The organism is Candidatus Paracaedibacteraceae bacterium, assembly GCA_019636055.1.
Classification (GTDB): domain Bacteria; phylum Pseudomonadota; class Alphaproteobacteria; order Paracaedibacterales; family Paracaedibacteraceae; genus Paracaedibacter.
In genome coordinates this window covers 19,622-44,071 of record JAHBYH010000002.1, presented here as the reverse complement: position 1 = coordinate 44,071, position 24,450 = coordinate 19,622, and the positions used below count along the sequence as shown (strand labels likewise).

The window sequence follows — 24,450 nt, the reverse complement described above, 5'->3', positions numbered from 1 at the left end:
CCCGCGACAAAATGACAAGCGTCAGGAGGAATGGAATTTGCTAGAGTGAATTCATGAATACATTCTTGACTATTTTACTTGGGATTGCTCTCGTGAGCGTGGTTAGTGTTTTGGGTTTTGGCCTGGTGACCTTGCTGCGTGGGGGAGAGTTCAGTCGTAAATATTCTAACGAGGCTATGCGTTGGCGTGTTTTGCTTCAAGGGGTTGCTTTATTAATTTTTGCTGTCATTCTTTGGTTAGATCGTTAAAGCCTTAGGTTGCGCTATAAGTTATGAGTATATTAGACTTGTTATATGCAGAATAAATGTGCAAAAGGATAATCAACGTGGTTCAGCTTACTCGGATTTACACAAAAGGCGGGGATAAAGGCAAATCATCCTTGGGTTGTGGTACTCGATTATTAAAATCAGACTTAAGATTTGAGGCTATTGGTTCGGTTGACGAAGCTAATGCTGCTATTGGTGTCGCATGTGTTCATGCAAATGACATGTTAGCACAGATCCTGTATCGGGTGCAAAATGACCTATTTGATGTGGGTGCCGATCTGTGTATGCCGGATTTGGCACAATCTGCGTTGAGAATAGTTGAAACTCAGGTTGTTTGGTTGGAGAATCAGATTGATGCTTTTAACGAATCCTTAAATCCTTTAACATCGTTTATCTTGCCGGGAGGGACGGTTCTCGCTGCATCCTTGCATTTAGCGCGAACAATTGTTCGTCGTGCTGAGCGAGTAATTGTTGCCTTAAGCCAAGAAACTCAGTTAAATTTAGAAGTAGTAAAGTATATGAACCGACTATCAGATTTATTGTTTGTTTTGTCTCGGGTTGCTAATGCTAACGGTCAAAACGATGTCTTGTGGGTGCCGGGCGCCAACCGCTGATCTGATACCGGAGGAGGAATAATGAAAATACTTGTCGCTATAAAGCGTGTCGTTGATTATAACGTTAAAATTCGTGTGAAACCAGATGGATCAGGTGTGGATCTCAACAACGTCAAGATGTCGATTAATCCGTTTGATGAAATTGCGGTGGAAGAAGCTGTGCGTCTGAAAGAAAAGGGTATCGCAACAGAAGTTGTTGTCTGTTCTATTGGCTCAAAAGCTTGCCAAGAAACACTCCGTTTTGCCCTCGCCCTTGGGGCTGACCGAGCCATTCACGTGGAGGGTGAAGACTCCCTTGAATCTTTGGTTGTTGCTAAAGTTCTAGCTAAAATCTGTCAAGACGAATCACCGAACCTTGTTATTCTTGGTAAACAAGCGATTGATGATGATTGCAATCAGGTCGGCCAAATGCTTTCAGCGTTACTTGATTGGCCACAAGGAACCTTCATTTCTGAACTTGGACTTGAGGGTAGTACGGCAAATATCACCCGTGAAGTTGATGGCGGGTTAGAAAAAATTCAGATTTCGTTGCCGGCCGTTGTCACAACTGATTTACGTTTAAATACACCGCGATTTGCTGCATTGCCTAATATTATGAAGGCAAAAACAAAACCGCTTGCAACCATCGACTTAAGCTCTATGGGAATTGAGACAGCACGTCGTCTTGAAACACTCAAGACGATGGAACCGCCTGTTCGCCAAGGTGGGAAAAAAGTTGCCAATGTTCAGGAACTTATCGATCAAATTAAAAAGGTGATTTAACATGACAGTCCTTATTCTTGCAGAGCATGATGGTGCCTCATTAAAAGCATCAACGTATAATGCAGTGACAGCAGCAACCCAGATTGGTGGCGATATTCATGTCGCTGTTTTAGGCCATAAAGCAGAGGGTGCTGCAAAAGAAGCAGCAACTCTGGCGGGTGTTTCCAAAGTGACTTTGATGGATGGCGCTTCTCTAGAGCATGGTTTGGCTGAGGCATCTTCTAAAGCCTTGATGACAATTGCCAAAAACTATTCCCATATTTTAGCACCAGCTTCGACCTATGGTAAAAATATCTTGCCACGGGTGGCGGCTTTATTGGATGTGATGCAATTGTCTGACGTCATTAAAGTTCACTCAGCAGATACATTTGATCGCCCTATTTATGCAGGGAATGCAATTACGACTGTCAAAAGTCAGGATGCGATTAAAGTGATTACAATTCGCCCAACGACTTTTGATAAATGTGCAACGGGTGGATCGGCTGCTGTTGAAACGGTCGCTTTTAATGAGGCAAATCCAAGTAAATTTGTTTCTCTTGAGGCATCTAAATCAGATCGTCCGGAGTTAACTTCAGCGCGGATTGTCGTCTCGGGTGGCCGGGCTTTGGCTTCAAAAGAAAATTTTAAGATCATTGAAGATTTAGCAGACACGTTGAATGCGGCTATTGGGGCGTCTCGGGCAGCTGTAGATGCTGGCTATGTTCCGAATGACTATCAGGTCGGTCAAACAGGTAAAGTTGTGGCGCCGGAGCTTTATATTGCGATTGGTATTTCCGGGGCAATTCAGCATTTGGCAGGAATGAAAGATAGTAAAACGATCATTGCCATCAACAAGGATGAAGATGCGCCGATTTTCCAGATTGCGGATTATGGTCTCGTCGGTGATTTGTTTGACGTAGTTCCACAGTTGACATCAGCCTTAAAGAACTAAGGTTTTCTTGAGGAGCGAGGTGCCTTTACATGATTAAATCAATAGCTGTTTTGGGTGCAGGACAAATGGGCAGTGGAATTGCTCAGGTCTGTGCTCAGGCTGGATACACTGTTACTGTCATTGATATCTCTTCAAATCAAAGGGATAAGTCATTAAATAACATTACCAAAAGCTTGGATAAACTTGTCTCAAAAAGTTTAGTGAGTGCAGAGGATCAAAGGGCAACGCTTGCTCGATTATCCTTTGCTGAAACTCTTCCGAGTGGCGACTTTGATTTGCTGATTGAGGCTGTAACGGAAAATGTTGAGCTTAAGAGTAAGTTGTTGACAGAGGCCTCAGCTACACTTAAACCCGAAGCTATTATCGCCAGCAACACCTCATCGATTTCACTGACTCAGTTGGCGGTTCATACGAACCGTCCGGATAAAGTGATTGGGATGCACTTTATGAATCCGGTCCCCTTAATGAAACTTGTTGAAGTCATTCGATCTTTAACAACCAGTGATGAGACTTTTTCTGCAATTGCTGGGGTTATTGAGACAATCGGTAAAACTATGGTGGTTTCACAGGATGCACCAGGTTTTATTGTGAATCGAATTTTGATGCCTATGATCAATGAGGCGGTTTTCGTACTGCACGAAGGGATTGCCACAGCTGAGGATATTGATACGGCTATGAAATTAGGGACGAACCAACCAATGGGGCCGTTGGCGTTGGCTGATTTAATTGGGTTGGATACCTGTCTTTCAATTATGCAGGTGCTTTATGATGGTTTTAATGATAGTAAATACCGCCCGTGCTCGTTGTTGAAAAATTATGTCGCAGCAGGATGGGTGGGACGCAAATCTGGCCGCGGATTCTATTGTTATGATAAATAAGAACTATTTCTGATGATGGGGATGATTCCATATAGAAATAACTTTTTCTTAAGGAAAAACAAATGCAAGAAAAAATCGAAAGTATGACATTTGAGCAAGCTATTCAAGAGCTTGAGATCTTAGTGCGTCGTTTGGAAGAGGGGCGTTTGCCACTTGAGGAAGCAATATCATCTTATGAAAAAGGGGTGGCTTTAAAAGCTCATTGTCAGGCTAAATTACAGGCAGCCAAACTGAAAGTTGATCAAATTATGCTAAAACCAAATGGTGAGCCTGAGTTGAAACCGTTTGAGGGGCAGGAGTCTTGATCGCCAAATTAATTTTGATGGCGGACTGATCATGAGACCAAAGGCGCAAGATTTAATTGTTGTTCACTTGGATGTGAACGGTACGATTATGGCAGCAGATAAGGCACAAAACAAAACCACTCAGGATTATGTGAAAATTGAGTTTGCCAAACACGTTCGAGGGGTTTGGCGGCCTGATCTACCTGAAATGACTTATCGTGAGTTTGTTGAAAATCATGTAATTCCTGGAAATGGTGCGATTCGAGATATAAAAGATGCTCGCAACAACAACTACAAAAATTTTGTGACATCATCATACCTTCAAAACCACCCAGAATATGCTGAGTTAACAACTAAGTATAAAGAATATGTCCGGATTGCCGAATCTATGGACAACTCTTTATTCCCAAGCTTTTGGCGATTGGTTGAGTGGGCAAAGGACAAACCCAATGTGCGTTTTGTCTTTCGAACCTTTGGCCATGATATTTCTGATATTCGTGAGATCCTGAACCTTAAGGGATATGTCATGACCAATATCCTTGCCTATGACCTTGAGGGATGCTTGATGTCAGGCGAAACTGAAGTTGCCCCTTCCCAAATGTGGCAAGATCTATTTAATGCGGTTCATGATAACCATAAACGTTGGCATGAAAATGGTGAAACTGAAGCTTATGCCAAACCATTTATGCAGCCTGAAAACGGAGTTGCAATCGTCTTTGATGATAATGCTAAGGTCAAACATATTATTGCTCCCGATCAGGGAACGCGGGATGACCTCATTACCTCGGGGCATATCGTTCCTGTTCGGACATTAATTGCATTGACCGATCCCGAATATTTTGTTTCACGGGTTGAGGTTTTGCTTACCACAAAATCAGAATAACTTAGATTAACTAAATCTTAACTTTATTGCTTTATTGTTATCTCAGCACATTAAACCCACGGAGATTTATGGTGAACAGAGCAATATTGATGACGGCGTTAATGATGGGCAGCGTTATGGCGGATCCTAACCTGACGACTGCTTCTAAAGGATGGTTCCCCTGGGCAAAAAAAACACCAGAAGAACTAGTAACAGTACCGTCTGTCGAGTCACCAGCTCAAGGAAACATAAAAGACCTTATAGATTCATGGAAACAACTATCAGCACAGCGATCTGCGTTTGACGGTTCAGGTCGATACATCGATGAATCGCAACTGAAGGATTTAGAGTCAAAAATATTAGAAAGATTAAAAACACAGGTTGGGATGCAAGCCTATTGGGATCACGCCAAAAAGATTAGTGATGTAAGGGAAAAAATGTATCTTTGGCTTAAATATGAACAAGATGTCCAGAATATGCGTGAAAATAAGGTATCACCTGATGCGATTATGCTGGTTAAAAGATCTGCTAATGAAATGAAAAAAGAAATAGAGTCAGAAATAAATGGGCGCCCGCAATTAATTGATTTATGGGCGCAAGCTCAATCTTTGGCAAAGCCTGTGAAGGTAGTCCCGCGCAACCCTGCCTTGGATAGTTTTAAAGAACCTGAACCCGTGGCACCTCATATCCAAGCAGCGCAGCTGCGTTGTGATGCAGCACGGGCAAAGTTACGTGACTTTATGCGCTACAGAGTTGCAGGACAACCAATGACACAAGAAGAAAAAGATCAATTTGACCTATTGGAACAAAATCAACGTGACTGTGATAATAATTTGCACTCGATGAAAAATCAAGACCCTATCTGGCCTTAAATTTTTCTAACACAGTCGGGCTAATCTGAAGTTTTAAGTGGATGGCAGTCTCGCCGTCCACTCTGTCTATGATGACACCTTGACGATAGAGCCAAGCCAGTGATTCGCCATCTTCATAAGAGATATCGAGTTCTACGAGTTTGTTATGACGGTTGAGTTGCTTATCGATTAGGCTTAATAGTTTGTTAAACCCCTCTCTTGTCACAGCGGAAATTAACACATCACATTTCTTGAGGCGTTTTTTAAGAGGTTTTAACGTGGTTTCTTCCATTAAATCAATTTTATTCAGGACGCGAATGGTTGTTCCATCCTGAAGTTCTTTTTCAAGCCCTAATTCGGTTAAAACCTTGTTGACTTCTTCTTCTTGCATGGCAGCGTTGGGATGAGCGATATCTTGGACGTGTAAAATTAGATCTGCAGCACAGACTTCTTCTAGGGTGGCGCGGAACGCTGCAACAAGTTGGGTGGGAAGGTGCGAGATAAAACCAACTGTATCTGACAGAATTACGGTGCGACCGCTGGGGAGTTTAACCTGCCGCATGGTTGGGTCAAGGGTTGCAAACAACATGTCTTTAGCAAGCACATCGGCCTGAGTCAGCTTGTTAAAGAGGGTTGATTTTCCGGCGTTCGTATACCCTACGAGAGCAACAGTCGGATAGGGCACATCAGCACGGGCTGACCGATGGAGGCCGCGTGTGGTTTTGGTTTTTTCAAGGTCAGCTTTGATCCGAATAATACGGTCATCAATCATACGGCGGTCAAGTTCAAGCTGAGTTTCACCGGGTCCGCCTGTAAAACCAAATCCACCGCGTTGACGTTCAAGGTGAGTCCAGCTCCGGACAAGACGGCTGCGTTGATAGGTCAGGGCTGCAAGTTCAACCTGAAGGCGGCCCTCAGCGGTGCGGGCGCGTTCCCCAAATATTTCCAAGATGAGGCTGGTTCTGTCGATCACTTTGCAGGACCAAGCTTTCTCAAGGTTGCGTTGCTGAACTGGCGTTAGGGATCCGTCAAAAATGACCAACTCAATTTCATCCTGTCGGATAATATCAGCCAAAAGCTCAACGTTTCCCTGACCAATCATGGTGGCAGGGGTTGCTTTTTTCAGTTGGATAATTTGTGAATATAAAACATTAAGGTCAATAGCGAGAGCGAGGCCAATAGCTTCGTCTAGAGCAGCCTCTAAATCGTAGGTGACAGTTTTTGAGGCGACATGAATGACGGCAGCTATCGTTTTTGGTTTTTGCATTGTGGCTATATTTTTGTATTTTATATCAGAATTATGGTAAGTTATTGAGGAAAGATAATCAAGGAGCATGACAATGTCAGAAAAAGAACAAGATGAAATTCTAGAAACAGAAGAAACTACTGAGTCTGTTGAACCTGATCTTCAAGCTGAATTGGATAAGATGAAAGATCAGTGGTTGCGTGCCGTTGCGGAATTGGATAATACCCGTCGTCGCGCCCAAAAGGATCGTGAAGATGCGTTAAAATATGCTGTTTCTAACTTTTCCCGCGATATTTTAAGCGTATACGATAGTTTATCCAAGGCGTCGGAAATGGCGGCTACTGTGACAGGTATTTCTGATGAAATGAAAGGATTTCTTGATGGCGTTAATTTGACGCTTTCTGAACTTAATAATGTTTTTGGTCGTTATGGTATTCAGATTATAAACCCGGAAAACCAAGCGTTTGATCCGAATTTCCATCAAGCCATGTTTGAAGTGCCAACATCAGATGTTGAGCCAGGACAAGTTGTTCAAGTGATGCAGGTTGGTTTTACGCTCCATGATCGGTTGTTGCGTCCGGCATTGGTTGGCGTATCGAAGAAAAGTTAGTGCTACAAATAATCTCCTCTCTCAGATGGGAGAGATTTTTCAAGCAACGCCGTGCAGGCCTTGACAAAATAGCGAATTAATTCTATATTGTTAGCAGAGTAGAGGTGTGGCTGCTAATACTAGCAAAAACACTGGGAAAAACAAATTTAGGGAGAAATATCATGGCGAAGGTAATTGGTATCGATCTTGGTACAACAAACTCTTGTGTTGCTGTTATGGACGGCGACAAGCCACGGATTATTGAGAATACCGAAGGGGCGCGCACAACACCATCTATGGTTGCATTTGCCGGGAATGGTGAACGTTTGGTTGGGCAATCAGCAAAACGTCAGGCTGTAACTAATCCAAAGGACACCATGTTTGCGATCAAACGTTTGATTGGTCGCCGCTTTGAGGATCCGATGACGCAAAAAGACATTGATCTTGTGCCCTATAGCATTGTAAAGGCCGATAATGGTGATGCGTGGGTGGAGGCTGAAGGCGAAAAGATGAGCCCGAGCCAAATCAGTGCCATGATTCTCAAGAAAATGAAAGAAACAGCCGAGGCTTATTTGGGTGAGCCGGTTACGCAGGCTGTTATTACAGTTCCGGCATATTTTAATGACTCGCAACGTCAAGCAACTAAGGATGCGGGGCAGATTGCAGGGCTGGAAGTTTTGCGTATTATCAACGAGCCAACTGCAGCGGCTTTGGCCTATGGTCTTGAGAAAAAAGAATCCGGTGTGATCGCTGTGTATGACTTGGGTGGTGGTACTTTTGACGTATCCATTCTTGAGATCGGTGATGGTGTTTTTGAAGTTAAATCGACCAATGGTGATACATTCTTGGGTGGTGAAGACTTTGATAGCCGTATTATTGAATATCTAGCGGATGAGTTCAAAAAGGAATCCGGTATCGACCTTCGTAATGACACAATGGCATTACAACGCTTGAAAGAGGCGGCTGAAAAGGCAAAAATCGAATTGTCATCGTCGATGCAAACCGATGTTAATTTACCATTCATCACAGCCGATGCGTCAGGGCCAAAGCATTTGAATGTTAAGTTGACGCGCGCTAAGTTGGAATCTTTGGTTGACGATTTGGTTAAGCGGACAATTGCACCATGTCAAGCAGCGTTGAAAGATGCAGGGCTTAAGGCTGGTGACATTGATGAAGTGATCTTGGTCGGTGGTATGACCCGTATGCCGAAAATCATTGAAACCGTAAAGAATTTCTTTGGTAAAGAGCCTCATCGTGGGGTTAACCCGGATGAAGTTGTAGCTGCTGGTGCGGCTATCCAAGGTGCAGTCCTAAAGGGTGATGTTAAAGACGTTCTTTTGCTTGATGTAACTCCGCTATCTTTAGGTATCGAAACGTTGGGCGGTGTGTTTACACGTTTGATCGATCGTAACACAACCATTCCAACCCGTAAAAGTCAGGTGTTTTCAACCGCTGAGGATAATCAAACAGCTGTAACTATTCGTGTTTTCCAAGGGGAGCGTGAAATGGCTGCAGACAATAAAATGTTGGGTCAATTTGATCTGGTTGGTTTGCCATCAGCACCGCGTGGTGTTCCGCAAATCGAAGTAACATTTGATATTGATGCGAACGGCATTGTTAACGTATCTGCAAAAGATAAAGCGACAAACAAAGAACAACAAATCCGTATCCAAGCCTCTGGTGGTTTGAGTGATGCGGAAATTGACAAAATGGTTAAGGATGCCGAAGCGAATGCTGAAGCTGACAAAACGCGTCGCGAATCTGTAGAAGCGAAAAATCATGCTGAAGGCCTAATTCATGCAACTGAAAAGACCTTGTCGGAAAATGGCGACAAGATCACGGCAGAAGAAAAGTCTGCGATTGAGTCTGATTTGGAAGCCTTAAAGCAAGCTGTGCAGGGTGATAATGCCGAGGATATCAAGGCAAAAACCGATGCGTTGATGCAGTCCTCTATGAAATTGGGTGAGGCTTTGTACAAAGCTCAACAAGAAGCTGCCGCTGCCGGAGGATCTCCGGAAGGGGAAGCCCAAAACCAAGACAACGTGGTTGATGCTGAATTTGAGGAAGTTAAGGACGATTCTCAAAAGAAAGCATAAATAAAAAAACTATTTATTATAGTGAGTAAGTTGTCTACACTCACACTTAATGAAACCATCTAAGAAACCTCTTGCATTAATTCTGTTTAGTGTGAGGGGTTTCTATGATTTTTTAGGGTGAAACAGATGCAATTCTTGAAGCGGGTCATTAAGCAAAATGTATTTTTGACATCACTTGTATATATCATTAGGAACATAAAGTTACGTATAATATATTTATTTGATATATCCACGGATTCTGGTTCTACCCATGCTCAATTGAGTGTCTCTGAATCTGTTGACTATATTGAAGGTGTTTTCAAAGACTATCAGCGTGTATCTGGAATAGAGCAATTTTCTGGTAGAATCGCTGAAATTGGTCCGGGGGATAGTGCGGGTGTTGCCTTATTGTTTGTTGCCCATGGTGCAGATCAGGTTGATTTAGCCGATCGTTTTTATTCTCGCCGCTCAAATAGCCATAATGCTGATGTATATCAAATGCTATCAGAAAAATATCCTGTGTTAAGACAAATGCTGACGTCGGTTGATTTATCAGATGACTCGGCTTTGCCAAAGATAAAACGTTTCTATGGTGAAAAAGCATCAGGAGAGCTGTTTTTTAAGGAGCATAAAGACTATAGTGTTGTCGTTTCACGCTCTGTCTTAGAACATGTGGATAATCCAGAACTTGTGCTGAGATCTATCTATGATGCTTTGAAGCCGGGTGGCGTTTTAATTCACAAAGTTGATTTACGGGATCATGGTATGTTTACACCGTATCGCGAATCAACAGCTTTTTTAAGAATACCGCGGTGGGTCTATCGATTAATGACATGGCGGTCTGGTTATCCGAATCGCTTTTTGTTTCACGACTATAAACGAGTACTACAAGATATTTGTCCTGATTCGACTAAGCTGCTTGTTGCTGCAATTCATGGTCGGGATGAGCCATTGAGTGAAGCTGTTCCACTTGATCGGATTCCCTCTGATATTCGTCTGTCTGGAATCCATGCCATCGAACAGGTTCGACATAAATTTGCTTCGTGCTTTCAGGATGTCCCCTCTGACGAGTTGATGGTATCAAGTTTCTTTTTTATCTGTGAAAAACCTAAAATTTAATTCTTACTAAATTACTAAGATTTTGACAAAAGTCCTTGTCGTTGTATATTTATTAACGTATGAATGAATATAAGAAAAGGAAAAGCTATGTTTATACAGACCGAAGAAACACCAAATCCAGATAGCCTGAAATTTTTGCCAGGCCGTGTTGTTATGGAAATGGGAACAGCCTCTTTCAATGCGTTGGAAGAATGCGGTCGGTCACCTTTTGCCAGACGGTTGTTGGCAATTGACGGTGTGACAGGGGTTTTCTTTGGAAATGATTTTATTACCATCAGTAAAGCTGCTGACTTGGATTGGTATGTGCTTAAGCCGTCTATCATCGGTATTATTATGGAGCAGTTTGTCGCTAATCTGCCGGTGTTAATTGATGTTAATGCGGCAGAGACGCCAGTATCATCAGAAGATGACCCGCTTGTCGCACAAATCAAGGAATTAATCGATACCCGTGTGCGTCCAGCTGTAGCGCAAGACGGGGGGGACATCTTGTTCCATTCCTTCGAAGATGGTATAGTTTATTTAAAGATGCAGGGAGCCTGCGCTGGGTGCCCGAGTTCAACGGCAACGCTGAAGTCGGGAATTGAAAACATGCTCCGCTATTACGTTCCGGAAGTAGAGGAAGTAAGAGCGGTGGAATAGACAGCGGCCTGACCCGGGTTTATGCAGTTTTCTAGTTGAGCATACTACATTGTCACTGCGTCGCTCACCTACTATTGTAGGCGTCGCGACTAGTTCCTTGTATTAAACTCAACTAGAAAACTGCACCAGAACATTTTCCCGTTCTGAAGAGCTGTCTAGGGGGAATGTCTATGATTAGAACAGTTGTCACATCCTTGGCAATTTTGTCGGGGATTACACTTGTTAAAAGCCATGCGATTACATTGCGCCAAAAGTGTATCAATGAAATCCGCAAGGTTGAAAAAGATAAGGGGATTGAACCGGGCTTGCTTGAAGCGATTGCTCATGTTGAATCCAAAATGAACCCTTATGTGGTTAATGCTTGTGGTCGAGCATTTCATTTCTCGTCAGCCAAAGAAGTTGCCCAATTTGTGAAGAAAAAGCAAGAGGAAGGCTATCGCAATATTAGTGTTGGTCCAATGCAGCTTCATGTGCCCTCTCATCGTCGGAACTTTAAATCCCTTGAGCAGATGTGTGAAATTGAGCATAATGTCGCCTATAGTGCAAAATTGTTTAAACGCTTGAAGAAAAAGACAGGGTCTAATGAGGGTGCTGTTAAGCTATACCACTCACCGGATGCTTATGCGAATGAGCCCTATAAAGCACGTGTTTTTGGGGCTTGGGCAAAGATCAAAGTCAAGCGTAAACAGCAACAACCAGAGACAGTTCCTGTCAGGGAAACTAAGATTTGTAAGATTCAATAGGAATCGTATAGCCCAAAAAACGAATCTCGTTGTATCAAATCTATACTTATCCTTAAATATCTGATATCATGTCATAAAATAACTTTGAATGTGCAAGCAACTAAATGTCTGATAAATTTGAAACTATAACTGAATTAAAAGATCATCTTTTAAGAATTTTGGATGATAAAAAAGCTGAGCAAATCGTCACGATCGATTTAAAAGGGAAAACGTCAATTGCTGATTATTTGCTTATTGCGAGCGGTAATTCTTCCCGTCAAGTGGGGGCTTTAGCGGATATCTTGTATCGTGATTTAAAAGATCATGGAATTAAATCCAGGATTGAAGGTGTTCCTCAATGTGATTGGGTAATTGTCGATGCCGGAGATGTAGTGATTCATCTATTCCGCCCGGAAGTGCGATCATTCTATAATCTTGAAAAAATGTGGGGCGTTGAAATTCCCCAGACGACCCAGCTTCCTGAATGAAAATCAAAATTATTTGTATTGGATCGTTAAAAAAGTCACCTGAGTTGGATCTCATACAGGAATATCTAAAACGATCAAAGTGGAAGATTGAGTTTAAAGAATTGCCCAGTCGCTCTGACTTATCTGGTGATTCTTTGAAAGAGGCTGAGGCACGCGCTATTCTTGATCAGGTTCAAAATCTTCCATTGATGGCCTTGGATGAGCGGGGGGATGTGCCATCAAGCCGCCAATTTGCTCAGATTTTTCAAGATATGCAGAATACCGGATGCTCTCAGGTGGCGATTTGTATTGGTGGTGCCGATGGACTGCATGAGTCCGTGCGAGAAAAAGCGCAGTCAGTTATCAGTTTTGGACGTCTAACGTGGCCCCATATGTTGGTTCGTGTCCTTTTGGCTGAGCAACTTTATAGGGCTCAACAGATTTTATCGGGCCACCCGTATCATCGTGACTAAGCACTTTTTTTGAGGTTTAACTTTTCTTGGATTAAGAGTTTTATTTTTGCAGCCTCGCGGCGCCCTACATCGAGCCCACGTTCATAAACCAATTGGTTAAGGCCGCTGTCAAAAGTTCCAATTTCAGGAAGGGCAACGCGGATGACGTAGTCTGCTTCGCTCAAGGCAAGACGAGATTGATGGTGGAGGCTGATTTGTAGGCAGCGCCGTAAAATTCCTAAGGCATTTGTTGGGGCGCTATCAGGTAACCCGGCGTCTAATTCAATGGCTATAATAAATTTTGCTTTCATTTGGTGAGCTGTTTCAACAGGAACGTTGTTGGCAACGCCGCCATCCACAAAGTATTGCCCGCCAATTTCAATAGGCGTAAAAACGCCAGGGAATGCTGCGGATGCTCTGACAGCAGGGATCAGAAGGCCGCGTCCTATGGGGGTCATGTCCCCATATTGCAAATTTGTTGCAACCGAGATAAAGGGGATTTTTAACTCTTCAAAGCAGCGAGATTTTAGATTATTTTCCAAAAAAAGGTTCAGGCTGCTCCCATCAGTAATGCCAAAGGGGAGGAAATTCAGCGAAATATTAAGGAGGTGTTCACGTTCTTGAGGCAATAAAATTTCTTTGACGCGTTGGATATCTAGGGAGTCAGCATATAATGATCCGACAATCGATCCTGCGCTACAGCCAACAATCAAGTCGGGCTCGATGCCTTGTTTAATTAGTTCTTCCATGACGCCGACATGGGCAATACCCTTGGCACCACCACCGCCTAATACGAAAGCAATGTCAATATTTTCTTGGGCTGGTAGGGCGAGGTTATAGGGTTTGTAACTGGTTGTATCAAATTGCATTTCAGAACACGCGTTTAAAATAAATGTCAGGACGATCAGAGTTAGTTTTTTGCAAGACATAAAATATTTAGTATTGAAGAATCATTTAATCAATCATATTTTAGCTATCGGGCTTTGTCACACAATTTTTTCATAAGGAAATTGCTTGCGGTCAACGTTGCACCACCAGCAGCCAGAGCGAGTGCCGTCGGAATAATAATGGGGGCTGCGGTTGTTGCTAAGGCAGGGGCTGCAGCAAGGACAATGGCTTTGGTGGAAAAAAATCCGGCAGCACCGACTCCAGCTCCCACGCTTAAAGGAACACCCCCTTTTAGAAAAAGCGATAAGAACATGTTTTTTTCATTTAATTCGTCTGCTTGTTTAAGTTGCTCTGCAGCATCAATAGCTTGGACTTGTGTTGTTTCAACGTGTTGTTCTGCTAAGCTTAATTTTTCGCCATCAAGATTGATCTGCTCGTGAAGCATTTTTTGAATTTCTAAGAGGTCAGCCAATTCTTGTTCAATTTTTTTGACTTCATTATTTGTTTCCTCGATGATTTGTAAATCAACGCTGGATGTGGCAGAGCTGGGATCTGTCTGGACAAGGAGTAGCATATTGCCATCATTGTCGTAGGTTACTTCTTGCAGGTCCTCGAAGCGACCTGCGTCAATATAGTTCCTTGAGTCATCGTGGGCAGAGGCCAGAGATAAAACAACAACAAAAGATAAGAATAATCTCATGCTTATTCCTCATAAAACTAGTTTTATATATCAATTTTACTATCAACTCTAAGTTAATAAAAAGTAATTAATGAAATAATTGTCTAGTTTTATACTGAATACAAAACATAATATAAAGCACCTGCTGTTGCTGATGTCGTGATTAAAATCCATCCGGGCGGTGTCATAACAGCCGGAAGGACGCTGGCAACCCAAGCGAATGTATAGTAGGTGGATAGGGCAGTTCCTGTGCTAGCGGATACATTAAACCCAAGTCGTAAATAACGCAAAACTTTATAAAGCGGATGTTCCTGAGATCGCATAACCTCATCCTTCCATTGGCGCATTTTGCCTGCAAGCCCCATAATATCATTTGTGATTTGCTCTTGATGCTTTTCAACAGTCTCTAATTCAACCCCTGTTTGTTGGGTTGCTTCAAGAAGTGCTCTTAGCATCCTATTATTTTCAGCCAATAGAAATTCCATACTAGCGACACGCTCTGAAAGTGTTTTGTTTTCCTGTTTTAGACGCCATGTTGCCGTTAATAAATCTTCGGGAGTGCTCGGGCTTTCGGGTTGGACTGGCGTTAAGGCTTGTATTTGTTGAGGATAGCTTGTCCTTCCCGGACTATCTTCATCATCCGAGAAATAAGGGGCTGATGGTTCTTGTAGCCCATCGTCAAATGTTAATACTGGATATTGCTCTGATAGAGGAGATTTTTGTTGTGTGTGGAATTGTGCAAGAAGTTGATACATGCTGGGGGGCGTTGGTGAAGTGGGAGATAATTCCTGACCACAAACGATGGATATCAAAATCAAAAGAATTTGCATGAATCACCTATAATTTTACTAAAATTATGTATAGATTCAGGTTAGACCTGTTAAGACTGTTGTGTCAAAAATAAAACACATCCCTTTAAAAAAGCGTTGAAGTTCAGTAAAATAATTTTAATGATTGATTATCTTTCTCTTCCTGTTGATGTTATGGCTGTGAGTAAATTCCAGCCCATTGAGAATATTTTGCCCCTGATTAGTCAGGGATATGCGCTCTTTGGTGAAAATCGTGTGCAAGAAGCGGTTTTAAAATGGCCTAAGCTATTAGAAGAGAATCCCCAGTGTCGTTTGAATTTGATTGGATCACTGCAGACCAACAAGGTGCGACAAGCTTTACAGCTGTTTGATGGGATCGAATCCATTGATCGGCATCGACTGGTTGATGAAATTATCAAATGTCGGGCGCATGAGAAAACTAAAACGACTGAGTTTTTGATTCAAGTTAATATTGGAAAAGAGCCACAAAAATCCGGTGTGATGCCCGAAGCTTTCAACGATCTTTATTCATATTGTATAGCCCAAGACCTTCCAATTTCAGGGGTAATGTGTATTCCCCCGGCAGGTCAGGATCCTGTCCCCTTTTTTAATCAGCTAAAGGCTATAGCACAGGCTGTTAATATTCCTGTTGTGAGCATGGGGATGTCATCGGATTATGAACAAGCCATTGCCTGTGGCAGTACCCGCATTCGTCTCGGCACAGCGTTGTTTGGTGCTAGAATAGGCTAGGTTGCTGATTGTTTTCTTTAGGGGGGCTCTTTTTACGAGGTGCCGTACTGCCCGTTTTAATAACCTCAACTTTTCCATCGCCAAATGTTAAATTAACCGGTGTATTCGGGAATTTCTTAGCACAAGTAATGGATTCTCCTGACCCCGTTGTCACCATAGCAAATCCACGATCTAAAACTTTTTGAAAACTAGCTTGGTCGAGGCGTGTGGATAGTTGGTTAAATCGTTCAAAGCATAAGTCCAATTGATCTTTTGGGTGGCGTAGGCGAGCAAAAGTATGAATCAGTCGGTCTTGATGGGTTTGACAGAGTTGAGGTAGGGCCCGTATTAACCGGTCAGACCAATCATCAAGGCGTTGCATACCTTCTTCAATCAACCGTTGAGGGTTAACGAGTCCGCGCTCAAGGCTGGTGAGTTGTAAGGTTCTGTGTTCGAGTATTTGACGCATCACGTCATTATGGCGACGGGCTCGATCATCAATATAAGTAATCAGTTCAGCTAAGACAGGAACCGCAAATTCAGCCGCTCCCGTTGGGGTTGGGGCTCGTAAATCTGCGGCATAATCAATCAGTGTTGTGTCTGTTTCATGGCCGATAGCAGAGATCAAAGGGATTCTGCTGTTGGCTGCTGCACGGACGACAATTTCTTCGTTAAAAGCCCATAAATCTTCGAGGCTCCCGCCACCGCGAGCAACAATCAGGACGTCGGGTCTGTTCTGTAAGGCATTAAATCCGTTGATGGCTGCTGCAACTTGTTCGGCAGCACCCGTTCCTTGGACGGCAACGGGCCAAACAATCACATGACAAGGAAAGCGATCTTTGATGCGATGGAGAATGTCCCGAATCACAGCACCGGTTGGCGACGTGACAACACCAATGGTTTTGGGGAGTTTAGGAATTTGCTTTTTGCGATCAGCTGCAAAGAGTCCTTCGGCTGCTAGCATACGCTTGCGTTCTTCTAAGAGTTTTAATAGGGCGCCTTGACCCGATGCTTCGTAACTTTCCACAACCATTTGATACTTGGATCGTGCTGGGTAAGTCGTGATGCGTCCCGTTGCAATAATTTCAAGGCCGTCTTCGAGTTGGACAGGATTTTTTGAATAAGAACCGCGCCAAGATACGGCATCCATTACGGCATTTTCATCTTTAAGGGCGTAATAAATATGACCAGATGTGTGGCGCTTTAACCCAGAAACTTCCCCTTTAATGCGCACAAAGCCAAACTGGTCTTCAACGGCCCGTTTTAGGGTGTTTGATAAATCGCTAACAGATAAAATAGGGATAAGAGAGGTTGATTCGGAAAGGATTGGTAATTCTGACACCCGCGTCACCTTGTCATTGTATAAAATTAAAATTATGTTTTATAGTGGTATCATACCAGTTTTTGGCCAAGAAAAAATGAATTACGATAACTTTTTTGATAATTACCTGACGACCCTTAAAAAAGAAGGGCGTTACCGTGTGTTTATTAACCTAGAGCGTGTTGTTGGACGTGCTCCTTATGCTTTATGGCACCATGATGATATAGTTGATGAAGTTGTGGTTTGGTGCAGTAATGATTATTTGGCTTTGAGTCAAAACCCTGATGTTGTTGATGCGCTGGTTTCAGCGGCAAAGAACTATGGTGCAGGTTCGGGCGGAACGCGCAATATTTCAGGAACAGCGCATCCCCACGTTATGTTAGAGCAAGCAATTGCTGATTTTCATGGCAAGGGAGCAGGGCTTGTCTTTTCATCCGGGTATGTCGCTAATGAGGCAACGATTTGTACGTTGGCGGGTAATTTACCGGGCTGTGTTGTCTTTAGTGATGAAAAAAACCACGCGTCGATGATTCAGGGAATTCGCAATAGTCGTTGTGAAAAATATGTGTTTAAGCATAATGATATGACTGATCTTGAGTCTAAGCTTAAGCAAGTTCCTTTAGATACACCAAAACTGATTGTTTTCACGGCCGTTTATTCTATGGATGGTGATATGGCGCCGGCCGCTGAGATTGTAGCTCTTGCCAAAAAGTATAATGCATTGACTTTTATTGATGAAGTTCATGCTGTTGGTATGTACGGAAAGTCGGGGGCTGGGGTTTCCGAGTTACTAGGGCTTCAGCATGACATTGATATTATCCAAGGTAATTTTGCCAAGGGATTTGGTGTTGTGGGGGGGTATATTACAGGGAAACGTAATCTAATTGATTATGTGCGTAGTGCTGCCTCTGGTTTTATCTTTACCACATCAATGCCGCCTGCCACGGCAGCCGCAATCATGAAATCTATGGAATTGATCCGTGAAGGGACGGAATTACGTAATCAATTTTGGCAACGTGTCTATTATTTTAAGCAACAAATTGCCAAGACAAATTTACCGTATCGCGAAACGCAGGGACATATTGTGCCTGTAGTTGTTGGCAATGCGGCCTTGTGCAAAGAAATTTGTGATCGCCTTTTATACGAAGATAAAATCTATATTCAACCGATTAATTATCCGACGGTTCCTGTCGGGCAAGAACGCTTGCGAATCACAATCACACCCGCCCATACCAATGATCATATTGATCAATTGATCAATGCTCTTGTGCGCGTGTACCGCGACTATCAACTTAGTCAAGCCGCTTAGCTCATTCCATTTGACTTCCCGACTTTGTCACTGTGTTGCGCGTGTGCTAACTGCAAATGTCATTTTGCAGCTTGAGGGGCAATCTCAATATGACGCGTTTGGTCAGGATTGATGCTGATGCGGATATCGATGCGTTTTTGGGGTAAGTAATGACTAAGGCGTTCTGGCCATTCAATCAAGCAGATTTTATCGTGAAAAGCTTCTAATAACCCCAATTCCTCGGCGTCATATTCTGATTTTAGGCGATAGAGATCGCAATGCCATAGGTTGCCAAGCGGAGTATCGTATTCCTGAATGATGGTAAATGTTGGGCTTGGTACCTCTGTAACGCATGGGGCAAGAGCTTGGATGAAGGCGCGGCTAAAGGTTGTTTTGCCGGCACCAAGATCACCCCACAGGCAAATGACGCACGGGGCAGAGATGTTCTGGCTTAGGGATATCGCAATTTTGTTTAATTCTGATTCTGTAACAGCAGTGTAAGAGGGCATCTCAAGTCCTTTATGTTAGGGCGTGTTTAAATTTTACCCAATGATTAAGTTTCGGGCAATCAACATAACTTGGCAGGTTAATGGGATCAACCGGTTTATGGTCAACATAGATTAAATCTTTTTGGGATCGTTGCTCTCGGCTGATCAGGATAGTTTTTTGTCGGGGTGAGAAAAGCCAGCCTCCCAAGGTGCTTCGTTTTTTCAGGTTGAGCTCTGCTGTTAAGTGATCAATTTTGGTTTTTGGCATGGGGTAAGGATAATCCGTGGTGCTTTGACAGATGCGTTGGATCAAATCAACCTTTGCGGGATGGGGTAATTGACAAAAGGCATCATGACTCATAATCATAAACCCATAAGGGTGGATGTTGACGTGAAGTCGAATAAAGCGGGATACTTCCCGGTTAACCAGACGCCGGTTGTTTATAGCCGACGCTATAATTTTTTCAATATTGTTTTGGGGAAAATGCTGGTCAATTTCTATGCGATTGAGTCTGATGTATCCCCGTTCATAGGTTGGCTTTAGGTTGCTGGGATCATTGACATATGAAATATCATGAACCCGAGCATAATCTAATATTTCACTTTTGCGATAAGACAGGAGCGGGCGAATCAGAGCGCCAAAAACCCTAAATGAAAGAGGAAGAATGCCTTGCATGCCGCGATGACCTGATGATTGGCGATGGCGCATGTATAAGGTTTCCCATTGATCATCTAAATGATGGGCAGTGAATAAATACAGGACGCCGTGTTGATGGCACCAGTCTTGGAGTAGGGAATGCCGAGCTTGCCTCGCTGACTCTTGAATGCGCGATGATGGTTTATTGCCTGACCATGTTAATATTTGTGATGGAATATTAAATTCGTTCAGACGATTTTGAGTTAGGTGAGCTTCGATTGTTGATTCTGGCCTTAACCTATGATCAACAATAAGAGCTGTAATGTCGGGGAACATCTGGCCTAAGAGATGGCACAAAACCATGCTGTCAGGGCCACCAGAAACCGCAACGGCAATACGGCTTGAGGACGGTATTGTCATCAAAGAAGAAAAGGTTTCTTGAAAAGTAACTAAATCCAAAGCCATTGCAGTGTTGTTTAATATCGTTGATAATTTAAATAGTTAACCCCTTTTTTATATCATGAATTGTTGACCGTGGGTAATAAAAACACAATTTGCCGGATGATCCTTCAAGGTCTTGTTTACCTTGGACTTAGCTGGGGTGTGGGGTATGCTGACGCTCTTGATAAAGCAAAGATAACGGAATCAATCCAAAATCAATTAAAACTTCTTGAGCAAATGCCTGAAAAAGATCTTAAGGCAGAGCGTAAATTAAATCAGGTTGCGAATCATCAAAAGAAGCAATCCGATCAACAAGAGGTTAAGAAACTATCTGCTGAAATTTGGTCTGAACAAAAAGAGAATAAAACATCAATTATTGTACAATTTGAGAATGGGTTACCTTATCCGGCGTTGTTCAAACGGGGGGACTACATTTATTTGGCGATATCGTTTCCAACAGATATCAGTCAAAAAAAATGGTCGGATACAGTGGCGCCAGAAATTAGCGCTTTAGAAATCTTGCCTGCGGATGATGCGACTCTTGTTCGATGGAAAATTGACCATGTCTATCCGCAACTTAGGATTGATAGTAAACAGAATCAGTTCATCATTGAGTTTTTGTCAGAAAAGCCGGATACAGATGGGTTTGCTCTGGAAACATTCCAACCCCGACATCAAGGAGAACCTTTTACGGCAAAGCTAAAAAACGCCCAGACCGATATCACGGTTGACCTTGGGGTTGATGGCGATGTTTTGTTTATTGTTTGTGCCGATCAAACGAATAAGATCATCCCCGCTTATGATTATCCGGATTTTACGAGGCTTGAATCTTATCAAGGTGTTGCTTTTGATTTGAAGTCAGAAGATTTAGAGTGTACGTATTTGCGCAAAACAATTTATATTAATAAACTTGGTGGTATCGGTAATTCTATCGCAACGATGGATGTTTCAACGGTGACATCAAGAACGATTTTTGATGATTTTGCCCCAGACGACCCACAAGCAAATGTTCGACAATTGATCGCTAAGGTTTATTCAGGAAGCCCAACGCTTGAAGATGCTGTTGATTTGGTATGGAACTATGTCTACCAAGGGCTCGCCCTTGAATCACAAGGGGTTATGCGCGGGATTCTTGCTAAGAACGCGGACCTAGAGTTGAATAATCTATGGAAAACGATGGCTGGGTTGGCTGCTCTTATGCGTGGTCAATATGATGCTGCTGAAAAAAATCTTATGGAAATTCAAGATGAGCCAGATGTGACTTTATGGAGAAGTATAGCGCTATGTTGTGGCAATCATAAGATTGATCCTTTTGAGGTATCTCGTGTTTTAGCCGGTAAAAAATACCTATTAAAATTGCCCCCTGTTGTCCGAGATAAATTATGGGTTCGGGTTTTGGAATTTGGTTTGCTCCGCAACCAACAAAAGCTTCTTGAGGAATATACGTTAAAGGGCGATAGCCCAACCACACGGATTGCTCTTCCTATGTACCGATTGGTTTCGGCTTATCTGCAATTGGATCCTAAAAATCCGAGCACTGTTAATGCTTTGTTTGACATATGGCAAGAGGCACCAAATACAAAGGTGGGGGTGTTTGCTGCGTTTGAGAGACTTAAATTTTTACATAAAGTCAAAAAAATCACGCCCGATCAAGAATTAAAGGAATTAGAAAAACTTAGATTTCAATGGCGAGGGGATCAACTGGAGTATGTTATTGCCAAATATTTGATTGACCGATATATGGAAGAAAAGCAATATGCAAAATTACTTTCTGTTGCGCGTAAGACGATTAAATACTTTTTAAAACGGTCTCATGAAGATGGTTTGCCCCAACTCATGCAAGAAGCCTTGGTCAAGTATTTTCAGCAAGATCATTTGCCTGTTCTTGAGATGCTCTCTATTTTCCAAGAATATACAAGTATTGCACCGGATAATGACCAGGGGGATATGATTATGATTCGGGCAACAAACATATTGGCAAATCTGGAATTATATGATGTTGTCGTTAACCTTTTGCGTGAATACTTAAACCAAAAAGTTAAAGAGGGGGCTGATGCTCAGGATCGTCGTGATCATATTTTGTATCGGATGGCTGTCGCTTATCATCTTGATAGAAAGTTCCAAGAAGCCCTTAAAACGCTTGATGAAATCAAAGAAACGCCTAAGGATTTGATTGATGATACTGCCATTTTGAGGTCAGAGATCTACCTGCAATCAGGAAAAGAAGATAAGGCTTTGGGGGGATTAGGAAATACGGTTGCACAGCTGATTCATAAAGCTGAAATTTTTCTAGGGGATCGGAAATGGAAGCAAGCTCAGGATGTTTACCACCATTTACTCTCTGGTCACTATAAACTTTCTGATTCTGATAAAGCCCATGCCATTGTTAATTACGTCTTATGTCTATATATGGATAAGCATCTGGCGAAACTTAAAGCAGCGAATACCGAATTTTCAGAATTCATGAAAGGAAAACCAGGAAGTCAAGCTTTTGAATTGTTAACTGTATCAGATGCCAAGGTTAGCTTAACGCAGTTGCAATCAATTCAACAAGTTTCTACATTTACTGAGCGATTAAAAGGGTTGTTTTCGGAAAAAGGTTAGTGAAGCTTTTTAAATCGATACTTATTTAAGTAAGAGTTGTTTTTTGCTGAATTGACTCACCTGTTGTAACCAGATAGTATACCAAAATGAAGTGAAGACGTCGAGATTCTGACTTATGAACTATAATAAAATTGCATTATTCCCATCGCGTAATCCTAAGGCGCAAGCTTTTGCTGATGAGGTTAAAAAACAATTGAGTGTTGCCTCATTGGAGGAGGCGGATTGTATTGTTGTGATCGGTGGCGATGGGTTCATGTTACATGCTTTGCATAATCTAAAACATCTGGATATTCCATTTTTTGGTATTCATGCCGGAACGGTTGGTTTTTTAATGAATGACGTTGAATCTGCTCACTTGATTGATAAAATCCAAGAAGCAGAAGTGAATGAACTTTATCCGTTACGTATGACCGCAATCGATATTCATGGACATGAACATGCGCATAATGCGATTAACGAGGTCTCTTTGATGCGTCAGTCTCCCCAAGCTGGGAAGATTAAAATATCTGTGGATGGAATTGAGCGAATGCCAGAACTTGTTAGTGATGGTGTTTTGGTATCAACACCAGCTGGAAGTACGGCCTATAATCTATCGGCTCATGGGCCTATTGTTCCCTTGAGTGCAAATTTACTGGCATTGACACCGATCAGCCCATTTCGTCCAAGGCGTTGGCGGGGGGCATTGTTACCCAGTTCTGCCAAGATTTGTTTTACTATTTGCGATGCTCAGGATCGCCCAGTTAGTGCTTCTGCCGATTATCAAATGGTTGATCATGTCAAGCAGGTTGTTGTTGAGCAAAATCGGGACAATCCGTTCCGAGTTCTGTTTACACGTGATCATGATTTAGAAGATCGCATATTAAGTGAACAATTCTCAGTATGATAGACCAGCTGCTTAAAGAGAGTGTTACTCAGCTAAAAAATTCTGGGGTTGACAATCCTGTGCGTGAAGTCCGCTTAATGCTGGCTGCCATTTTAAATACAACGCATGAGCAGATTCTTTTTAATCCGCCACAGATTCTAACGTCAGAACAGATGAATCAGCTTGAGGATTGGGTGTGTCGTCGATGCAAGCGAGAGCCTTTAGCAAAAATAATCGGGAAAAAAGAATTTTGGGGTCGAGATTTTTTTGTGACAAAGGATACGCTTGATCCGCGACCGGATACTGAGACTGTTATTGATGTTATCCTGAATCTTGCATCTAATAATAAGCCATTACGGGTTCTTGATTTGGGAACCGGGTCTGGCTGTTTGATCCTAACTTTATTGGCAGAGCGACCAAACTGGACGGGCGTTGGAGTTGATTTTAGTCAAGCGGCTTTGGCTGTTGCTCAGGAAAATGCAGAAAATTTGAACCTTTCAAAAAGAGTTATGTTTGTTCAGTCGGATTGGTTTCAGAATGTTGAGGGAGTTTTTGACGTTATTATATCAAATCCCCCTTACATTGCGCGAGATGAAGTTTTATCAAATGAAACACTGCATGATCCGGAGAATGCTTTGTTTGCTGATGACGGGGGCCTTGCGGATTATCGAAGAATGCTAGAGTCTGCATCAAGGTTTTTAACGCCGAGTGGGTTTATTGTTTTTGAAATTGGCTATCGCCAAGCAACAGCTGTTATAGAGATAGCTCAATTTTTTGAGTTTGATCTTGTCTCTCTGCATCAGGATTTGGCAGGTCATGATCGCTGTTTAGTTTTTAAGAATAAAAGATAGGGGATTCTGCATCCCCTTGTGTTACATGCTTGCACACTGTTCAGGTTGTCCAATTTGTTCTAGGTCTTTCTGTATTTCCGTGCATGCGGAAAAGAT

Annotated in this window: 27 protein-coding genes; 20 read left to right on the top strand and 7 right to left on the bottom strand. The window is 42.6% G+C overall.

Translation table 11 applies throughout. The features are described from left to right. The first annotated feature begins 53 nt into the window (after positions 1-53). The 8 genes from KF820_03675 (at position 54) to KF820_03640 (ending at position 5,469) form a co-directional block, all read left to right on the top strand. Positions 54-248 carry a twin transmembrane helix small protein gene (locus KF820_03675; GenBank protein ID MBX3457445.1) on the top strand — a complete coding sequence of 65 codons (195 nt, stop codon included), beginning with the start codon at positions 54-56 and terminating at the stop codon, positions 246-248. 77 nt (positions 249-325) lie between these two features. After that, on the top strand, positions 326-880 hold the full coding sequence (locus KF820_03670) for a cob(I)yrinic acid a,c-diamide adenosyltransferase (protein ID MBX3457444.1): 555 nt from the start codon (positions 326-328) through the stop codon (positions 878-880). A gap of 21 nt (positions 881-901) precedes the next feature. After that, a complete protein-coding gene (locus KF820_03665; protein ID MBX3457443.1) occupies positions 902-1,642 on the top strand; it encodes an electron transfer flavoprotein subunit beta/FixA family protein in 741 nt (246 codons plus the stop codon). Position 1,643: 1 nt separating this feature from the next. Next, positions 1,644-2,573, top strand: coding sequence for an FAD-binding protein (locus KF820_03660; protein ID MBX3457442.1), 930 nt, complete (start codon positions 1,644-1,646; stop codon positions 2,571-2,573). A gap of 29 nt (positions 2,574-2,602) precedes the next feature. Next, positions 2,603-3,451: a 3-hydroxybutyryl-CoA dehydrogenase gene (locus KF820_03655; GenBank protein ID MBX3457441.1), complete on the top strand. Its 849-nt coding sequence runs from the start codon at positions 2,603-2,605 to the stop codon at positions 3,449-3,451. A gap of 62 nt (positions 3,452-3,513) precedes the next feature. Continuing rightward, a complete protein-coding gene (locus tag KF820_03650; GenBank protein ID MBX3457440.1) occupies positions 3,514-3,756 on the top strand; it encodes an exodeoxyribonuclease VII small subunit in 243 nt (80 codons plus the stop codon). Positions 3,757-3,787: 31 nt separating this feature from the next. Then, on the top strand, positions 3,788-4,618 hold the full coding sequence (locus KF820_03645; protein MBX3457439.1) for a hypothetical protein: 831 nt from the start codon (positions 3,788-3,790) through the stop codon (positions 4,616-4,618). Between the two features lie 71 nt (positions 4,619-4,689). Beyond that, positions 4,690-5,469 (top strand): hypothetical protein, encoded by a 780-nt coding sequence (locus KF820_03640; GenBank protein MBX3457438.1) that lies wholly within the window; start codon positions 4,690-4,692, stop codon positions 5,467-5,469. On the opposite strand, the gene hflX is transcribed toward KF820_03640, so the two are convergent. Further along, positions 5,456-6,715 carry a GTPase HflX gene (gene hflX, locus KF820_03635; GenBank protein MBX3457437.1) on the bottom strand — a complete coding sequence of 420 codons (1,260 nt, stop codon included), beginning with the start codon at positions 6,713-6,715 and terminating at the stop codon, positions 5,456-5,458. The two genes, KF820_03640 and hflX, sit on opposite strands and share 14 nt — an antisense overlap. A gap of 73 nt (positions 6,716-6,788) precedes the next feature. Here hflX and KF820_03630 point away from each other — a divergent pair, with 73 nt between their 5' ends. The 7 genes from KF820_03630 to KF820_03600 all read left to right on the top strand — a co-directional run bounded on the left by KF820_03630 (position 6,789) and on the right by KF820_03600 (position 12,778). Further along, a complete protein-coding gene (locus KF820_03630; GenBank protein MBX3457436.1) occupies positions 6,789-7,304 on the top strand; it encodes a nucleotide exchange factor GrpE in 516 nt (171 codons plus the stop codon). 161 nt (positions 7,305-7,465) lie between these two features. Next, positions 7,466-9,379: a molecular chaperone DnaK gene (dnaK, locus tag KF820_03625; protein MBX3457435.1), complete on the top strand. Its 1,914-nt coding sequence runs from the start codon at positions 7,466-7,468 to the stop codon at positions 9,377-9,379. 126 nt (positions 9,380-9,505) lie between these two features. Continuing rightward, the gene (locus KF820_03620; GenBank protein MBX3457434.1) at positions 9,506-10,477 is read left to right on the top strand and encodes a methyltransferase domain-containing protein; all 972 of its coding nucleotides are present in this window, start codon (positions 9,506-9,508) and stop codon (positions 10,475-10,477) included. 87 nt (positions 10,478-10,564) lie between these two features. After that, positions 10,565-11,116 (top strand): NifU family protein, encoded by a 552-nt coding sequence (locus tag KF820_03615; protein MBX3457433.1) that lies wholly within the window; start codon positions 10,565-10,567, stop codon positions 11,114-11,116. Positions 11,117-11,286: 170 nt separating this feature from the next. Then, entirely contained in the window at positions 11,287-11,859 is a 573-nt protein-coding gene (locus tag KF820_03610) for a transglycosylase SLT domain-containing protein (GenBank protein MBX3457432.1), read from the top strand. A 104-nt stretch (positions 11,860-11,963) separates the two neighbouring features. Further along, positions 11,964-12,326 (top strand): ribosome silencing factor, encoded by a 363-nt coding sequence (rsfS, locus tag KF820_03605; GenBank protein ID MBX3457431.1) that lies wholly within the window; start codon positions 11,964-11,966, stop codon positions 12,324-12,326. Continuing rightward, the gene (locus KF820_03600; protein ID MBX3457430.1) at positions 12,323-12,778 is read left to right on the top strand and encodes a 23S rRNA (pseudouridine(1915)-N(3))-methyltransferase RlmH; all 456 of its coding nucleotides are present in this window, start codon (positions 12,323-12,325) and stop codon (positions 12,776-12,778) included. Before rsfS ends, KF820_03600 begins: the two co-directional genes overlap by 4 nt. On the opposite strand, the gene KF820_03595 is transcribed toward KF820_03600, so the two are convergent. From KF820_03595 to KF820_03585, 3 genes are all read right to left on the bottom strand, one after another. Next, a complete protein-coding gene (locus KF820_03595) occupies positions 12,775-13,686 on the bottom strand; it encodes a patatin-like phospholipase family protein (GenBank protein ID MBX3457429.1) in 912 nt (303 codons plus the stop codon). The two genes, KF820_03600 and KF820_03595, sit on opposite strands and share 4 nt — an antisense overlap. Positions 13,687-13,730: 44 nt before the next feature. Continuing rightward, on the bottom strand, positions 13,731-14,345 hold the full coding sequence (locus KF820_03590; GenBank protein MBX3457428.1) for a hypothetical protein: 615 nt from the start codon (positions 14,343-14,345) through the stop codon (positions 13,731-13,733). 89 nt (positions 14,346-14,434) lie between these two features. After that, on the bottom strand, positions 14,435-15,154 hold the full coding sequence (locus tag KF820_03585) for a hypothetical protein (protein MBX3457427.1): 720 nt from the start codon (positions 15,152-15,154) through the stop codon (positions 14,435-14,437). Positions 15,155-15,274: 120 nt separating this feature from the next. Between KF820_03585 and KF820_03580 the strand changes: the two genes are divergently transcribed. Next, positions 15,275-15,883, top strand: coding sequence for a YggS family pyridoxal phosphate-dependent enzyme (locus tag KF820_03580; protein ID MBX3457426.1), 609 nt, complete (start codon positions 15,275-15,277; stop codon positions 15,881-15,883). On the opposite strand, the gene KF820_03575 is transcribed toward KF820_03580, so the two are convergent. Next, positions 15,870-17,204: an exodeoxyribonuclease VII large subunit gene (locus KF820_03575; GenBank protein MBX3457425.1), complete on the bottom strand. Its 1,335-nt coding sequence runs from the start codon at positions 17,202-17,204 to the stop codon at positions 15,870-15,872. The two genes, KF820_03580 and KF820_03575, sit on opposite strands and share 14 nt — an antisense overlap. A gap of 76 nt (positions 17,205-17,280) precedes the next feature. Between KF820_03575 and hemA the strand changes: the two genes are divergently transcribed. After that, positions 17,281-18,492 carry a 5-aminolevulinate synthase gene (hemA, locus tag KF820_03570; GenBank protein MBX3457424.1) on the top strand — a complete coding sequence of 404 codons (1,212 nt, stop codon included), beginning with the start codon at positions 17,281-17,283 and terminating at the stop codon, positions 18,490-18,492. A 59-nt stretch (positions 18,493-18,551) separates the two neighbouring features. Here hemA and tsaE read toward each other — a convergent pair whose 3' ends face one another. Both tsaE and tilS read right to left on the bottom strand, forming a co-directional pair. Then, positions 18,552-18,980 (bottom strand): tRNA (adenosine(37)-N6)-threonylcarbamoyltransferase complex ATPase subunit type 1 TsaE, encoded by a 429-nt coding sequence (gene tsaE, locus KF820_03565; GenBank protein ID MBX3457423.1) that lies wholly within the window; start codon positions 18,978-18,980, stop codon positions 18,552-18,554. Positions 18,981-18,990: 10 nt separating this feature from the next. Beyond that, entirely contained in the window at positions 18,991-20,061 is a 1,071-nt protein-coding gene (gene tilS / locus KF820_03560) for a tRNA lysidine(34) synthetase TilS (protein ID MBX3457422.1), read from the bottom strand. 96 nt (positions 20,062-20,157) lie between these two features. Between tilS and KF820_03555 the strand changes: the two genes are divergently transcribed. The 3 genes from KF820_03555 (at position 20,158) to prmC (ending at position 24,354) form a co-directional block, all read left to right on the top strand. Beyond that, positions 20,158-22,641, top strand: coding sequence for a hypothetical protein (locus tag KF820_03555; protein ID MBX3457421.1), 2,484 nt, complete (start codon positions 20,158-20,160; stop codon positions 22,639-22,641). Between the two features lie 115 nt (positions 22,642-22,756). Then, a complete protein-coding gene (locus KF820_03550) occupies positions 22,757-23,524 on the top strand; it encodes an NAD kinase (protein MBX3457420.1) in 768 nt (255 codons plus the stop codon). After that, complete coding sequence (prmC, locus tag KF820_03545; GenBank protein MBX3457419.1) at positions 23,521-24,354, top strand: peptide chain release factor N(5)-glutamine methyltransferase; 834 nt, start codon at positions 23,521-23,523, stop codon at positions 24,352-24,354. Before KF820_03550 ends, prmC begins: the two co-directional genes overlap by 4 nt. Positions 24,355-24,450 lie beyond the last annotated feature (96 nt).